10 protein-coding genes are annotated in these 15,165 nt (G+C 67.6%); 3 read left to right on the forward strand and 7 right to left on the reverse strand.

The features are described 5' to 3' along the window. Nucleotides 1-39: 39 nt before the first annotated feature. Both F0U60_RS04885 and F0U60_RS04890 read left to right on the forward strand, forming a co-directional pair. Entirely contained in the window at nucleotides 40-1,764 is a 1,725-nt protein-coding gene (locus tag F0U60_RS04885) for an ATP-binding protein (RefSeq protein ID WP_395814593.1), read from the forward strand. A gap of 105 nt (nucleotides 1,765-1,869) precedes the next feature. Then, nucleotides 1,870-3,009: an oxygenase MpaB family protein gene (locus F0U60_RS04890; RefSeq protein ID WP_395814596.1), complete on the forward strand. Its 1,140-nt coding sequence runs from the start codon at nucleotides 1,870-1,872 to the stop codon at nucleotides 3,007-3,009. Nucleotides 3,010-3,056: 47 nt separating this feature from the next. Here the strand turns inward: F0U60_RS04890 and F0U60_RS04895 are convergent, their stop codons facing one another. From F0U60_RS04895 to F0U60_RS04920, 6 genes are all read right to left on the reverse strand, one after another. Then, entirely contained in the window at nucleotides 3,057-3,689 is a 633-nt protein-coding gene (locus F0U60_RS04895; RefSeq protein WP_395814599.1) for a hypothetical protein, read from the reverse strand. A gap of 78 nt (nucleotides 3,690-3,767) precedes the next feature. Next, nucleotides 3,768-4,397, reverse strand: a complete 630-nt coding sequence (locus tag F0U60_RS04900; protein ID WP_395814602.1) for a hypothetical protein — start codon at nucleotides 4,395-4,397, stop codon at nucleotides 3,768-3,770. A 10-nt stretch (nucleotides 4,398-4,407) separates the two neighbouring features. Further along, the gene (locus F0U60_RS04905) at nucleotides 4,408-6,096 is read right to left on the reverse strand and encodes a hypothetical protein (RefSeq protein ID WP_395814605.1); all 1,689 of its coding nucleotides are present in this window, start codon (nucleotides 6,094-6,096) and stop codon (nucleotides 4,408-4,410) included. A 181-nt stretch (nucleotides 6,097-6,277) separates the two neighbouring features. Next, nucleotides 6,278-6,844: a hypothetical protein gene (locus F0U60_RS04910; protein ID WP_395814608.1), complete on the reverse strand. Its 567-nt coding sequence runs from the start codon at nucleotides 6,842-6,844 to the stop codon at nucleotides 6,278-6,280. Nucleotides 6,845-6,918: 74 nt separating this feature from the next. Further along, nucleotides 6,919-9,639 carry a hypothetical protein gene (locus F0U60_RS04915; RefSeq protein WP_395814611.1) on the reverse strand — a complete coding sequence of 907 codons (2,721 nt, stop codon included), beginning with the start codon at nucleotides 9,637-9,639 and terminating at the stop codon, nucleotides 6,919-6,921. Between the two features lie 145 nt (nucleotides 9,640-9,784). Continuing rightward, nucleotides 9,785-11,935: an ATP-binding protein gene (locus F0U60_RS04920; RefSeq protein ID WP_395814614.1), complete on the reverse strand. Its 2,151-nt coding sequence runs from the start codon at nucleotides 11,933-11,935 to the stop codon at nucleotides 9,785-9,787. A gap of 554 nt (nucleotides 11,936-12,489) precedes the next feature. Here F0U60_RS04920 and F0U60_RS04925 point away from each other — a divergent pair. After that, complete coding sequence (locus F0U60_RS04925) at nucleotides 12,490-14,457, forward strand: 4-alpha-glucanotransferase (RefSeq protein WP_395814618.1); 1,968 nt, start codon at nucleotides 12,490-12,492, stop codon at nucleotides 14,455-14,457. 9 nt (nucleotides 14,458-14,466) lie between these two features. Here F0U60_RS04925 and F0U60_RS04930 read toward each other — a convergent pair whose 3' ends face one another. Next, nucleotides 14,467-15,150, reverse strand: coding sequence for a hypothetical protein (locus F0U60_RS04930; protein ID WP_395814621.1), 684 nt, complete (start codon nucleotides 15,148-15,150; stop codon nucleotides 14,467-14,469). Between the last annotated feature and the right edge of the window lie 15 nt (nucleotides 15,151-15,165).

Consider the following 15,165-nt stretch of genomic DNA (forward strand, 5'->3'; position numbering starts at 1 on the left):
CTGGCGGCAGGGCTCCGGAGGGGAGGGGGAGGGCAAGCCATGGAAGTGACCATCCATGAGCGGTTGTGCCGGAACCTCCGGAGGCTCGCGTCCATCGAGGGGGTGCTCGTCCTGCTGGTGGGGCTGGTGGTCATCGTCGCATGGGTATTCGGCATCAACTCGCTCAAGGGGTTGCGGCCGGGTCTGCCCACGATGAAGGCCAACACGGCCCTGTGCTTCATGCTCTCCGGCATCGCGCTGGTGCTGGCGAGCATCCCCCACTCCAGTCCCCTCAAACGGCGGGCCGCGCAGGTGTGCTCGGGGGTGGTGACCCTCATCAGTGGACTGACGCTCGCTCAATACTTCTTCGACGTGGACCTTGGCATCGACCAGCTCCTCGTGAGGGACCCTGTTCGGGGCGTGGAGCTTGGCTACCCGGGACGGATGGCTCCCAACACGGCCCTCTGCCTCGTGCTGCTCGGGGTGGCGCTCCTGTGCCTCGAGGTGAAGACGCGGGTGGTGGGCTGGCCCTCGCAGTATCTCGCCGCCTTCTCGGCGGTCATCGCGCTGGTGGGCTTCGTGGGCTACCTCTACGGGCTGGCGGAGTTCACCGGCATCAGCCGCTATGCGCAGATGGCGGTGCACACCACGGTGTGCGTGCTGCTGCTGTCCCTGGGCGTCTTCCACTGCCGCCCGGACCGGGGCTTGATGAGCGTCGTCACCCAATCGGGCCTGGGCGGCGTGCTCGCGCGCTGGCTGCTGCCCCCGGCGCTCGTCCTCCCCATCCTCCTGATCGGCCTGGTGCTCGTGGGTTACCGCTCCGAGGCCTACGCGCTGCCCTTTGCCCTGGCGCTCATCGCCACGGGCAACGCCGTCGTCTTCACCGTGCTGGTGTGGGTGGCCGCGTTCGCGCTGAATCGCGCGGAGGCCCGGCGTCTGAGCAGTGAGGCGGAGCGGATACAGCTCGTGGCCCGGGAGCAGGCCGCGCGCGCCGAGGCCAAGGCCCAGCAACGCGAGCGCTCGCGGGCCGAGGCCGCCGAGCGCGAGGCCCAGCAGGCCGTCCGCACCCGCGAGGAGGTGCTGGCCGTGGTGAGCCACGATCTGAAGAACCCGCTGGGCGGCATCGCGCTGAGCACCCAGCTGCTGCGGCGGCTTCTGCCTCCGGGTGAGCAGGGCGAGCGGATGCTCAAACACACCCATACCATCGAGCGCTCGGTGGAGCGGATGGATCGCCTCATCCAGGATCTGCTCGACATGGCGAGCCTTCAGGTAGGCCGGTTGAAGCTGGACCTGCGGCGCCATGCCGTGGACGAGCTGCTGCGCGAGGGCCTGGCGCTGCTCGAGCCGCTGGCCATCCAGAAGGGGATTACCCTGCGCACGCAGCTGCCCCGGGAGCGTGGCTGGGTGCACTGTGACCGGGACCGCTTCTTCCAAGTGCTCTCCAACCTGGTGGGTAACGCGCTCAAGTTCACCCCCGAGGGAGGAGCGGTGTTGGTGGAGGCGGTCATTGAGGAGTCCTTCGTCCGCTTCCGGGTGCGCGACACCGGCCCGGGTATCCCCGCGGAGGCGTTGCCCCACCTCTTCGAGCCCTTCTGGCAAGTCGAGGGAACGGGAAAGAAGGGCACCGGGCTTGGCCTCTCCATTAGCCGGGGGCTCGTGGAGGCCCATGGGGGCCGCCTAGCGGTGGAGAGCGAGGAGGGGCGGGGCAGCACTTTTTGCTTCACCCTGCCCCGGGCTTCACTCCTGGTGGATCGCGAACGGGCCCCCGAGCCCCCGGTCCATTGAGGGGTAGGCAAGCATCCAATATCGAACAGTCCGTGAGGGTGTGCCACACTGCGCCCGCCCTTCGCGCGGTAGCGGGGGGCGGAGCCATAGCGGGGGACAAGCCCAATGACGGACATGCGCTGGACGAACGAGTTCCTGGATTCCATGCGCGAGCAGAGCGATGCGCCGGCCGACGAGGCGGTGCGGAGCCTCTTCGCGCAGGGACTGGTGGGGTCGGCCAACGAGCTGATGAAGCAGCTGGTGGCCAAGGAGTCGGTGTCGGTGGAGCAACTCCCCGCACCGTTGCGTGGGTACTTCGAGCAGAGCGCTCGGATGCCTTCGTGGGCGGATCCGGAGCTCATCCGCGAGGGCCAGGCGGTGTTCAGCCGGTGTGGCTCGCTGTCGGTGGTGGCGCTCGTCTGCGCCTCGCTGCCCACGTGCTACGCGGGGGCCGAGGGCGTGCAGGTGCTGCACCTCACCGCGCGCCTGCAGACGGACACCAAGCGCCGCATCGTGGAGACGGCGCAGATGGTGGTGGACGTGATGTCGCCGGGAGGCCTGGAGCCGGACGGCTGGGGCATTCGGGACGCGCAGAAGGTGCGCCTCATGCACGCCGCCGTGCGCTACCTCATCCACCAGAGTGGCCACTGGAATCCCAAATGGGGTCAGCCCATCAACCAGGAGGACATGGCCGGCACGCTGGTGACGTTCTCGGTGGTGACCATCCGCGCGCTGGCGAAGCTGGGCTACACGCTCTCGGAGCGCGAGGCGCAGGCCTACTACCACGCGTGGCGAGTGGTGGGTTACATCATGGGCGTGGACGAGCGCCTGTTGCCGGAGAAGTACGAGGACGGCGCGCTCCTGGCGGACACCATCTTCAAGCGTGTGTTCTGCGCCAGCCCCGAGGGCCAGGCGATGACGCGTGCGCTCATCGAGCTGATGGAGCACATCATCCCCGGCAACGTCTTTGATGGCCTGAGCCGCACGCTCATCCGCCACCTGGTGGGGGACTCCACGGCGGAGCTGATTGCCGTGCCTCCGTCAGACTGGACGAAGTCCCTGGTGAAGCCCTTGCAGCTCTTGGGCTGGGTGATGGACGAGGGCGACGAGCAGAACGTGGTGAACGCGAAGCTCAGCGAGCTGTTCGGGCGCAAGCTGCTGGAGGGCATCGTCTGGGTGAGCCGCGGCCACGAGCGTCCGCCCTTCCGCATCCCCGAGGAACTGCGCCAGTCCTGGAACGTGCGCGGTCGCGAGCAGCAGCTCTGAGGGCGTTTGAGCCGGGTTTAGCTGATGCTGAACCCGGCACGGGCCCGTCAGTAGACGATGCAGTCGAACTTCTCGATGACGGCGCGGAGTGCTTCGGGTGTGGTTTCGAGTAGCTTGGCGGCAGCGGGAGCGTAATAGGTCAGGGCTTTAGTAGTCGGTGGGTTCTTGAGGAGCGTGTCTGGGATGATGTCGCCAGAGGCTCCTGGCCACTTGACGCTTTGTAATTCAGTGGCTCGTCCGATGGGGTCGAGGAGGGTGAAGCAGGGCCACTTGGGAAAGCGAAGGGTGGCGGGGTCACACCCTATGATGCGGCAGCCGTCCAAGCGGGCCTCGGAGAAGTCGCAGTCCTCAATGGATCCGTGCTGATATCCCGGCAAGCTGCTGTACTCGGGCCAGTGCCCGAAGTCGCACCCCGACAGCCGCCCCTTGAACCTACAGCCCTTCAGGGACGCAGCCAGCCATTGCTGGTGGTTCTTCAACTCCTGCTTCACCTCGAAGGTGCAGTTGATGAAGCGCGCTCCATCGAAGAACAGACGCCGGGCAGACACCTTCAGCACGAGCGTGCAGTTCTTCATCGTCAGGTTGGGGCCCAGGAAGTAGTGCGCCTCCTTCTCCATCAACTCCAGCCGCTCGTTTTCAATCTCCTTGTTCTCGAAGAGGACGTTACCGAACCGGTCCATGGCCACCACCCCTTTTAGAAGGTGAGCATCCGGAAGAACTCGCCGGCCATCCGCCTGCCATGCCGCGCCAGGTTCGGGTCAGTAGATGATGCAGTCGAACTTCTCGATGATGGCGCGGAGTGCTTCCGGGGTGGTGTCAAACCGCTTTGCAATGGTGACGGCGTCTTCGGTCAATGCCACTGTGGTGGGCGGCTGCTTGCGCAGCGTCTCGATAACAATAGGGCCGACTCGCCCCGGCCACTGGACGCTGTTGAGCTCACGGCATCTGCCAATGGGGTCGAGGATGGTGAAGCAGGGCCACTTGGGAAAGCGGAGGGTGGCAGGGTCTGAGCCCATGATGCGGCAGCCATCCAGGCGAGCCTCGGAGAAGTCGCAGTCCTCGATGGATCCGAATTGGTATCCCGGCTCGCTCCCGTATTCAGGCCAGTACCCGAAGTCGCACCCAGTCAACCGACCCTTGAAGCGGCAGCCCTTCAGGGATGCCCTTATCCAATCCTGGTGGTTCTTCAGTTCCTGTTTCACCTCGAAAGTGCAGCCGATGAACCGCACTCCGTCAATGGATAGGTTCCGGGTAGGTACTTTTAGAACGAGGGTACAATTGCGTAGCGTCAGGTTGGAGCCAAGGAAGTAGAGCGAGCCCTTGTCGGTCAGTTCCAGCCGCTCGTTTTCGATTTCTCGGTCCTCGAAGAAGACCTTGTTGTAGAGCATCTGCCGCCTTTCAGAAGGTGAGCATCCGGAAGAACTCGCCGGCCATCCGCCTGCCATGTCGCGCCAGGTTCGACTCAGTGCCGGAGAGAATCTCGTACTTGTAGCCTCCCGGGACTGCCACATCGATACCTTCGCTGAGGCTGAAGTCGTAGAGATGCTTGAACTTGTCGCTCACCCTTTTTTGCACGAAGCGCCCCCGGGCCTCGCGCTCCAGCAGTCGTGCGAGCCAATACTCGCCCTTCTTTTGGGCCTCTTCGATGGCGATTTGCTCTTGGCGGCTGAGCCTGTGGGGCCCCCACTCCTTCGCAGCCCGGGTGACGGCCTCCTGGAGCATGTCGCCCACCTTGTCCTCGGCGGGAATGTCCGCAGCCGACTTGCCGCGTGGCAAGTGCCAGCGCTGGCCGTCGCTCAACTCCACCTGCCGGTTGCCGCCCCGGTGACGGATGATGGTTTCGGCGGAGCGGCCCCCAGAAGCCTGTCCGGCTCCTGAACTCGTCCCCTTCTTGAGCATGACCACGGCCATGGGGCCCCGCGGAGAGGTGGCCACCGTTTCCACCGCCGCCACCGCCTTGGCCAGGGCCCCCTCCGCCGCGAGCGCCGTCTCCACGATTTCTACGCGCGCCATGACGGCGGCGCCGCCCTGCGCCTCGAACTGCGCTTCCGCGAGGTTGAACCGCGGAAGCGACTTCACCCGTGGCAGCACCTGCCCCAGGGTGTGCCCGCTGAGGGGGGCCACCGCGAGAATCAGGGCCCGTGCCGCGTCCTCGCCCAGCACCTCGCCGAAGTCCTCGCCCGCCGCGCGCAGCTCCTCGAAGGTGGAGGCGTGGTGCGCTGTGTCGGCCAGGCGGGCCCAGCCGTCCATGAGCCCGTACACCGTCTCAAGGCCCAGGTAGCCCATGAGGAGGATGGTCAGGCCAGCGGCCAGGGCCTTGGTAGTTGGCTCGGGCACTACCCACATCATGCAGTAGAGGGCTACCGTCCAGACGACCAGGGCGACGAGCGCCTGCACGTTCAGTAACTCGTGCCCAAGAGCCTCGCGCGTCTCGTCGAGCACGGTGCCGAAGGCGAGGGCCAGGGCGAGCGTGCGCCTGTCGTCCGTGCGCAAATAGGGCCCGTCGTCCAGCAGGCCGAGGCAGTCGCCGCCGCCCTGGTGTGCACACCACCGGAGGTACTTCGCCTTCAAGGCTTCATCCGCCTCGGGCATGAGGCGAACCGGGCCGTCCTGTTTCTGTGGCACGAGGGTGTAGCCTTCGCCTCGGTACGTCTCCAGGTTCCAGTCGCCCGTGCTAGCGACCGTCTCGACGTCCTGGGGCTGCTGTTGCGAGAGGTTCAGCAATTCATGAGCCGCCTGCCGTGGCGTCTTCGCGCCCAGCCGCACGTCGTGGGCGAGTCGCTGGAAGGCCTGCTGGAACTCGGCCCTGGGAATGGGGACCGGCCGGGTGGCGATGGCACCGGGCTCCAGGAAGTCCACGACGTACACAGTGGCGGACTCGAGGCCGGGCTCCACTGTGAAGGCCACAGTCTCTTTCTGTGTCGGTGGGGGCGTGAGCGGATTGTAGCGGTAGCCCACGAGGAGGTTGCCGTGTGGGGTGCCCATGCCACACGAGGACTGGAGGAAGAGGACGAGAAGAAACCAGCCGCCCAGCAGAGGGCGCAGCCGTGCGCCAGGTGGGCGCGGGCCAACAAGACGGGTGGACACGGCGCACCTCCGGAAGCGACGCGGTTTGAAAGCTGTCGCTCCGGAATGACGCGTAAACGCGGGTGCGCCCGTCAAGCCGCTGGGCTGTCTCCAGCTTCGAGCCGCGCTCCACGCCAGCTCCTCACGGCTTGCCGAGGGCGGGCGGGACAGCCCCGCCCTCGAAGCTACGTGTGCGCGGGGTTTAACGCTTCGCGCAGGGCGTGGGCTCGCTCAAGGCGAAGTTGTTACCCAGGGGGGCCACGGTTCCCTGGAGGCACACCACGCCGAAGGGGCCCGCGTAGTCCTTGGGGAGCATCACGCTGCGGCCGTCCTCGGTGACGCCGGTGGCGACGGGGAGCGGATTGCTCCCGGCCTCGCTCACCCGCAGCTTCAGCCGCACCTGCGCGCCGGCAGTCAGCTCAGGCATGGGGCTAGGCGCGCGGCGGGTGTCCCGGGTGGGGCGGCCGTTGTGGAAGCGCAGCAGGGGGCCCTGCTCGTCGGACTCGAGCAAGCCCCAGAACTCCACGTTCTCACCGGGCTTGGGCGTCCAGTCGAAGGCGGAGCCCTCTACGCGCAGGGCGAAGCGACCGTAGGTGAGCACGCCGCGCACCAGGTCGGTGTACTCGGCATAGGGCATGTATCGGCCGGTGACGCGCACCAGCCCGGAGCCCGCCTGTCCCTTGGCGAGCGCGTCCCAGCTGAACGAGCGGTAGGGCGAGTTGGCCGGGGCGGCGGCGAGCAGAGCGATGAGGGGAAGAATGAGGCGCATGTGAGAGATGGGTCTCGCGAAGGTCTCTGGCGGGAGGGACGTGCGCGCCCCTCCCGCCATTCAATGCGCGCTGCTTAGTGCGTCTCGGCGAGCAGCTGCGGGAGCAGGGCCCGTGCGCCCAGGAGCCGCAGCTTCATCTGCTCCGGCGGGAGCACCTGGGTGATGAGGCCGCTCAGGCCGGTGTAGGACGTCATGGTGATGTCGATGCCGGTGCGGGCCGAGCTGACGTTCACCACGTTGCACGCCGAGATGCTCGCGCCGTAGCAGCCGACATAGTCGCCCGCGTTCAGCACGCCGTCTCCGTTCACGTCCTTCGCGGCCGTGAAGATGTAGGACGCGGGCTGCACCGTCAGCGAGTACGGGCTGCTCGAGCTGGTGGTGGTCGAGGGGAACTGCCCGCCGGTGGAGAAGGACGAAGCCGAGTCACACGCGCCAGCCACCACATGGCAGGCCCGCACGATGGTGTTGGCCAGCGAGCCGCCCGTGGGCGCCCGGACGGTTCCGCTCACGCTGGTGGGGGTCGTGGTTCCGCCACCGCCGCTCGGGGACCAGGGCAGCGCTCCTGGCAGACGCAGCACCACCGCGTAGGGATTGGCGCCGTTGGAGACCTGGATGTTGATGCTCGCGTTGGAGCCGGTGCCGCGACCCACGTGGTAGGCCATGGAGCGCGCCGTGCCGCTCACACCACTCTGCAGCGTGCTGTACCCCAGCTTCACAAAGCTGCTGTCACGCAGGCTGAAGGTGTCGTAGTCGTAGCCGGCGATGAGGTTGGAGTGGTCCAGCGCGAGCGCGGCCGCCCAGTCCAGCATCAGCTCGGAGAAGGGCTTGCCGGTATGGACCTCGAGGTTCGAGATGCCCTTGCCGGGGCCGCCCGTCCAGTTCTTCCAGAAGGTGTCGTGGCCCACGGCCTGCGCCGCACGCCAGATGAACAGGTAGTTGTAGCCGTAGATGCCCAGGCCCTCATCCTGGCTGCTCGGCCGCGACTCGTGCACCACCCGGTAGTTCTGCGGGGCGGCCATGGCGTAGCGCGTGTAGGGCTGGATCTCTCCCACCTGGGTCCCCAGGCCCGCCAGCTGCTGGGCGGCCATGGCGCTACCTTCCTCAATCCACAGCTCCTCCGGCAGGTTGTCGGCGGTGAGCCGGCGGCCCGTGGCGATGAGGTGCTTGAGCTCGTGCACCATGGTGGAGGGCATCACCGTGCTGAAGTAGCTGGTGCGGGGGTACGCGGACCCGAGGGTGCTGGGCGTGGCGGCGTAGAAGATGTCGCCCTCGTTGCTGTGCGTGCCCGTGGCCGGGTACGCCTCGGAGTCATCGAAGAGATCCAACGGCATCACGTAGCCGAGCAGCCCCTGCGGGCCGAGCAGGCGGCTGAAGACGATGAGGATCTTCTGGTTGTTGTCCACGTCGGCGAAGTTGCCGAAGTAGCGGTTGTCGACCGGGACGACCTTGCTCTCGAAGTCGTTGGCCAGGCCCTGCAGCTCGCTGCTGCTGAACTCGCTCGCGTCCTCGTTCTGCACGAACCAGTAGGCGTTGGCGCTCGAGTGCCTGAGCGTGGCGGTGATGCGCGTCTGCGAGCCGTTGTTGTTGATCCAGAAGGAGCAGGTCTTGGAGCCCACGGTGTAGGGCGCCGCGCAGTTGTCGAGGGCCTGAGAACGAACGGTGCCCTTGGCGCCCAGCGTCTGGGCTCCGGCGCGCCGCAGTGTCTCCACATCCCGAAGGCCCTTGCTCAGCTGGGCCAGGTGGGCGTCGTGGTGGGCCGTCTTCTCATCGCCCGTGTGGGGTACGGAAGGCGCGAGGTCCGCGCGCGGCAGCGCCACCGCGTCGGCGTCCGTCACGGACTGCGACACCACGCCGGAGGTGTTGAGGGTATAGCGCAGGCCATCCACCGTCAGGGACTGGCTGGCGTGCACGGGGATGACCGCCACGCGCTCGGTGGAGGAGAGGCCCTGGAGGGTGACGGTCGCCGAGCCGCCGCTGAAGTCCGAGGGGCGCAGGAACGTCACGCCCGCGGGAGGAGTGGTGGAGCCGCCGCTGCCCCTGACCTTCATGAAGATGTTGGCACCCTGCGCTGGCGAGCTGACGGGCGTCGCGCTGGTCCCGTTCGTCGTGTAGAAGCCCTCGTAGTCGCCGTTGTCGACCTGGCCGTTGGAGTTGATGTCCTTGTACGCAACGAGCGTGTACTCGCCGGCGGCCAAGGTGTCGAAGCTGTAGGTCGCGTTAGAGCCGGCGCCGCTGAGCGTCACCTGCCGGGTGTTGGTGTGGTTGGCGACGCACGCACCGTTGCTGACGAAGCACGCCACCACCTGGGTGCCGCTGATGGAGCCGCCCGCGGGTGCGGTCACCGTACCGCTGAGGCCGGTGCTGGAGCCCCCGGTGTACACCGTCATGCTGATGCTGATGTTCTTTGCCGGCGGCTTGACGGGCAACGCACCCAAGGAGTTGCCGTAGAAGCCTACGTAGTCACCCGAATCAAGCTCGTTGTTCTTGTTGGTGTCTTTGATGGCGATGAGCAGGTACTGACCCGCGGCCATGTTGTCGAACTTGTACGTGGCGCTCGTGCCCGAGCCCTGCAGGAGCTGCAGGCGAGTCTTGGGCGACTCGGTGTCGCACTGGCCGTCGACGACGAAGCAGGCTGCGAGCTCCGTGCCGATGATGCTGCCTCCGGCAGGTGCCGTTACCGTGCCACTGATGGTGTCGGTGTCCTGAGGCTTCTTGTCGTCATCATCATCACCAGGACAAGCCGTGAGACCCAGCGCCAATAGCGCGCCCCCCAACATCTGCACAACCTTACGCATGTCGATTGATCCCCTCTTTGTCACGGCAGGCGGTGCTCAGGACGTGCTCCCGAAGAACCGGTCAGGAGCGCCGGAACCGTCGCCGTGTTGTTCGAGGATATACGAACCGGGTGGTTCGCACAGCGGAGGCTGTGTTCCGGCTGCGTTACGCGGGCTGGGGCTCGGCCGCGGTGAGCGTGAAGCGGAACGTGCTGCCCTGGCCTGGGGTGGACTCCACCCAGATGCGCCCCCCGTGGCGCTCAACGATTTTCTTACAAATAGAAAGCCCGATGCCCGTGCCCGGGTACTCCTCCTTGGCGTGCAGCCGCTGGAAGATGGCGAAGATTCGCTCGTAGTACTGGGGCTCGATGCCGATGCCGTTGTCTTCCACGGCGACGGTGACGGTGTCTGCTTCACGCGTGGTGGATACGCGGATGCGCGGGGAGTGCTCGCCGCGGAACTTGATCGCGTTGCCCACCAAATTCTGCAGGAGCTGGACGAGCTGTGTCTCGTCGCCCATCACCCAGGGGAGCGGCTCCACCTTTAGCTCCGCGCCGGACTCCTGCAGGGTGAGGCGCAGGTGGGACAGGGCGCGCTCGAGGCTCTTCTCCAGCGGCACGGGCACCAGCTCCTTGCCTCGCGTGCCCACGCGCGAGTAGGCCAGCAGATCATTGATGAGGGCCTGCATGCGAGTGGCGCCGTCCACCGCGTAGCGGATGAACTCGTCCGCGTCTGCATCCAGTTTGCCCTTGTAGCGCCGTGACAGGAGTTGCACGTAGCTGGCCACCATGCGCAGCGGCTCCTGCAGGTCATGCGAGGCCACGTAGGCGAACTGCTCCAGGTCCGCGTTGGAGCGGGCGAGCTCCTGGGCGCGTTGGGCGAGCTCGGCCTGGGTCTTGCGCAGGCTCTCCAGGAGCTCGGTGGTGTGCTGGCGGGCGCGCTCGGCCTCGGCACGCGCGGCCTGCTCGCGGACCAGTCGCCGCGCGTCTTCCTCCAAGGCGAGCCGTTGGGTGATGTCGGTGCACACGCCTGTCAGGCGCGAGGGCTGGCCCTGCTCGTCCAGCGTGAGCCGGCCGTGTGCCTCCACCCAGCGCACCTGTCCGTCCGGGAGGATGATGCGGTATTGAATGTGGTGCTCCGGTTCGCGCTGGGCCACCACGTGCTGGATGCTCGCGAGCACCTGCTGCCGATCCTCCGGGTGCATGTCGCTCTGGTAGTCCTGGAAGGTGCCGCCGAAGCTGCCCTCGGGGATGCCGTGGATGCGCTCCAGCGTGGGGGCCCAGGTCACGCGTCCGGCTGGGATGTCCCACTCCCAAGCGCCCATGCGGCCTGCCTCGAGCGCCACCTCGTGCCGAGCCTGGGCGCGTTTTGCCTCCGCATAGAGGCGGGCGTTGTCCACCGCGAGCCCCACCCTGCGGGCCAGCTCCTCCACGAGCCGCAGCTCCTCCGTCCTCAGGTGGCGCGAGGACTCCGCGGTGGCCACCGTGAGGGTTCCCAGCGTCCGCTCCCGGGCCTTGAGGGGCACCACGATGATGGAGCGCAGGCTCAGCTCGCGCAGCAGCTGCAGGTGCTCCGCATCCTGGGCCGTCGCCACGAACATCTCGTCCGTGATGTGGGACGTCAGATGGGGCTGACCCGTCTTCATCACGTGGGCGATGGTGCCGATGCTCTGGGCGCTGTCGGGGTAGCGCTCGCTCATCTTCCGTGCCAGCTCCAGCTTGGCCGGGTCCGCGTGGATGACGGCCACGCGCCGTGCGGCGGAGGCATCGTCCGCCAGGTCCACCGCACACCAGTCCCCGAGCCGGGGGACGAGCAGGCGAGCGGTGGCGGTCAACGTGCTGTCCAGGTCGAGCGAGGCGGAGAGCAGCTCACTGGCCTCGGCCAGCAGGCTCAACCGCTCCTGGGTGCGTACCATCTCGGTGACGTCCTGGAAGACGTTGACGGCGTACACCACCTTGCCCTGGGCATCGCGCACCGGCGCCGCGGACAGCCGGCACCATTGCTCCTGGCCCGTACGTGAGTGGCGGAAGCGCAGCACGCGCTCGGTGCCACGCTGGCCCGCGAGGACCTGTCGGCCGGGGAGGACGTCGGAGCTCATCGGCTTGCCCGAGGCGTCGAGCACCTGGAAGCACTCGAGCAGCGGCACACCGCGTCGGCCCAGCAGCTCCTCAGGGGAGTTGGCACCCAGCAGGCGTGCCGCCGCGGGGTTGGCGAAGCACAGCAGAAAGTCCGGGCCCTGCACGGTGACGCCGTCGTTCACCTGCGCGAAGAGCGCCTCCACCAGCGGTCGGGCGTGCTCGAAGAGTTGCGCCAGCATCTCCGCACCCAGACCTTCGCCGCTTCGGGGGGTCTGAGGGAAAGCGGGTGAGGGGGGAGGGGCCACCATGCTCATCAAGAACTCCAGAATCGAAGAAGACGATCTCCCGCGGAGCCCGAACCCTTCCAATGCGAGGCGGGTACGTCCACCCATCCACGTCTGGCAGTGTTCACTGGTGGGTGCCGGGGCGTGATGGAGGGCAACACCCAAGCGGGGCGAGTCGGTTCCGAGGTCGTCGGGACAGCACTCAGCCAGGCTGGGAGAGGGCCGGAAGCTGTGCCGTCGTGCATGGCATCCTGCGCCTGGTCCCCATTCTCCTCGTCCGGGTCGTGTCGCTCCCGGTGTGAGCTGGCGCGGAGTCGCCGGTGCCTACTGAGCCCATCCAGGCGCGGGTGAGGGGAGCCAGGAGGGCGGGCGCACGCGTGATGAGGCTGAGTTGTCCGTCCTCTTGTTGGCAGCCGCGAGGGAACTCGATGGCGCGGGTCGGGAAAGGGTTCACGGCCCTGCGATGATCTCCTAGGGTGGGGGTGAGCCTCTCCCCCTGAGCCGTGCTGATGCCCCGCGGAAACCTGCCCGAAGACTACCAGCGACACGTGACGGCGGCCCTGGCCGCGCTGAACGTCCGCAACCTGGTGTTGAGCATTCATGACCCGAGCTTCCCGAGCGCCCCGGGCGAGGACCCTGGCCGGGGCTCGCCCTACTCGGAGGGAGGCCTGCGCTTTCTCGAGTTCGCGCGGGAGCTGGGCTTCAACGGCATCCAGCTCGGCCCGCAGGGGCAGACGTCGGAGGACAACCCCTCGCCGTATGACGGGACGCTCTTCTCGCGCAACGTGCTGAACGTGGCGCTCGCGTCCCTGACGAATGAGGAGTCCTGGGGGGGCCTGCTGCGGCCCGAGCGTGTGCAGGCCCTCGTCGCGGCGCGTCCCGGCGGTGACGGGCGGGTGAAGCACCGCTACGTCTTCAACGCCCAGAGCGAGGCGCTGGAGGAGGCCTGGACGAACTTCCAGCACAAGCGGGCCCAGGCGACGCCGGGCAGCGCCATCGCCTGGCTGGCTGAGCACTTCGACACCTTCCGGCGCGATCACCGCGAGTGGCTGGAGCGTGACGCGCTCTACGATGTGCTCTGCACGGAGCACGGGCGCGCCTATTGGAAGGAGTGGCCGAGCGAGTGGGATCGGCGGCTGTGGAACCCGCGGCCGGGCGAGGAGGCGACGTTCAGCAATCGCCGGCAGGTGCTGTTGACGAAGTACGCCGGGCAGGTGGAGGCGTATGCCTTCCGGCAGTTCCTGGTGCACTCGCAGCACGCGGCGCTGCGGGAGCGGACGGCGGCGTGGGGCCTGAAGCTGTTCGGCGACCTTCAGATTGGTTACTCGCCGAGGGATGCCTGGGCGTACCAGGGGCTCTTCGTGGGCTCGTACCTGATGGGAGCGCCGCCCAGCCGTACCAACCCCGAGGGCCAGCCGTGGAACTACCCGGTGTTGGACCCCTCGCAGTACCACGCGCCTCCTAACCCTACGGGGCCGTACCCGGGGGTGAGGCAGCCCGGTCCGGTGTTGTGGTTCATGGGCTCGCGGGTGAACAAGATGCTGACCGAGTACGACGGGCTGCGCATCGATCATCCGCACGGGCTGGTGTGCCCGTGGGTGTACCGGGCGGGAGAGTTGAACGCGCTGCGTGCGGTACAGAGTGGGGCGCGGCTCTTCTCCTCGCCGGATCTTCCGGACCATCCGGAGCTGGCGCGCTGGGCGCTCGTGAAGCCGGAGCAGTTGGATCGCTCGGTGCCGCGCCACGCGGACGGCTGGGTGCGCGAGCTGAACCCGGAGCAGGTGAGCTGCTACAGCGCCCTCTTCGACGCCATCATCGCGTCGGCGCACGCGCACGGGCGCAAGGTGTCGGACCTGCTGTGCGAGGTGCTGAGCACGATGCCGTACCCGTTGCAGCGGGTGATGGAGCAGTACGGGCTGGGGCGCTTCCGCGTGACGCAGAAGGCGGACCTGAACAATCCGCGAGACGTGTACCGGAGCGAGAACGCCGCGCCCCAGGATTGGATCATGGTGGGCAACCACGACACGAAGCCCATCTGGGCGCTGGCGGACCGGTGGCGGCAGGCGGGCGAGGCGCGAGCGCAGGCGGACTACCTGGCGTGGAGGCTGCACCCGGAGGAGGAGGGGCGCGAGGACTTCGCGCGTCGGCTGGTGGAGGAACCGGGGATGCTGGTGCAGGCGAAGTTCGCGGACCTCTTCGCCAGCCGAGCGGAGAACGTGATGGTGTTCTTCGCGGACCTGCTGGGAATGAAGGAGACGTACAACGCGCCGGGCACGGTGAGCGAGGAGAACTGGAGCCTCCGCGTGCCCAACGACTACCGGAGCGGGTACGCGGAGAAGCTCGCGAGCGACGGGGCGCTGAACCTGCCGAAGGCGCTGGCAATGGCGTTGCGCGCGGGCGGTGAGGCGGCTCGCGCGCGGCACGGGCAGCTCATCGCGGACCTGGAGCGGCTGGCCGGAGCGCTGCAGCGGGGGTGAGGGAGGTGCTCAGTGCTGCACGTCCACCACGAGGCGAGTGGGTTCGCGCAGCTCCATCACCCGGTACTTGTTGGGGTGCTTCACACCGAGCACCCAGGTGACCTCGCCCTCGAAGTCGCACGTGAGCTCCAGCTCCTCGAGGACGGGCAGCTTGGGCTTGCGTTCGCGTGAGGCGACAGTGACCTTGCCGTCCGCGTGCGCCTGCGCGGGCGTGATGCGCACCTGGAGCCAGCCCTGGCCAGCGACGTCCGTGGGATCGCCGGAGCCGCACTTGATGACAGGCTTGTCGATGTACTCGAGGTGGTAGCCGGGCACCTGATCGCCTTCGAACTGGAACACGACGCGGTCGAAGCCCTCGTTGCGACCCTCGCGCACCTCGAGCAGCGTCACCGGCTTCATGCTGGGGCGGGGGATGCTCACACGGCCCGCGGTCCACTCGCGGTTCTTCGGGTCCTCGGGCCGGGCGGCCTGGGGGCCCGGGGTGGGAGCGGAGGGAGGCGTCTGGGTTTCAGGAGTGGGCGCGGGCGTGGGTGCGGCACCGGCATCGACGGGCGTACCCGCGTCGACCGCGGCGGGCTGTTCCACGGGAGCAGCGGGGACGGCGGGAGCAGCGGGCTCCTCCTTCTTGCACCCAGTGGTCGCGAGGCAGGCGGCGAGCCCGAGCGTCGGCATCCAGTATCCAATCACCTTCATCAGCATCCTCCTGAC

The sequence above is a fragment of the Archangium minus genome, assembly GCF_044360475.1.
Taxonomy (GTDB): Bacteria; Myxococcota; Myxococcia; order Myxococcales; family Myxococcaceae; genus Archangium; species Archangium minus.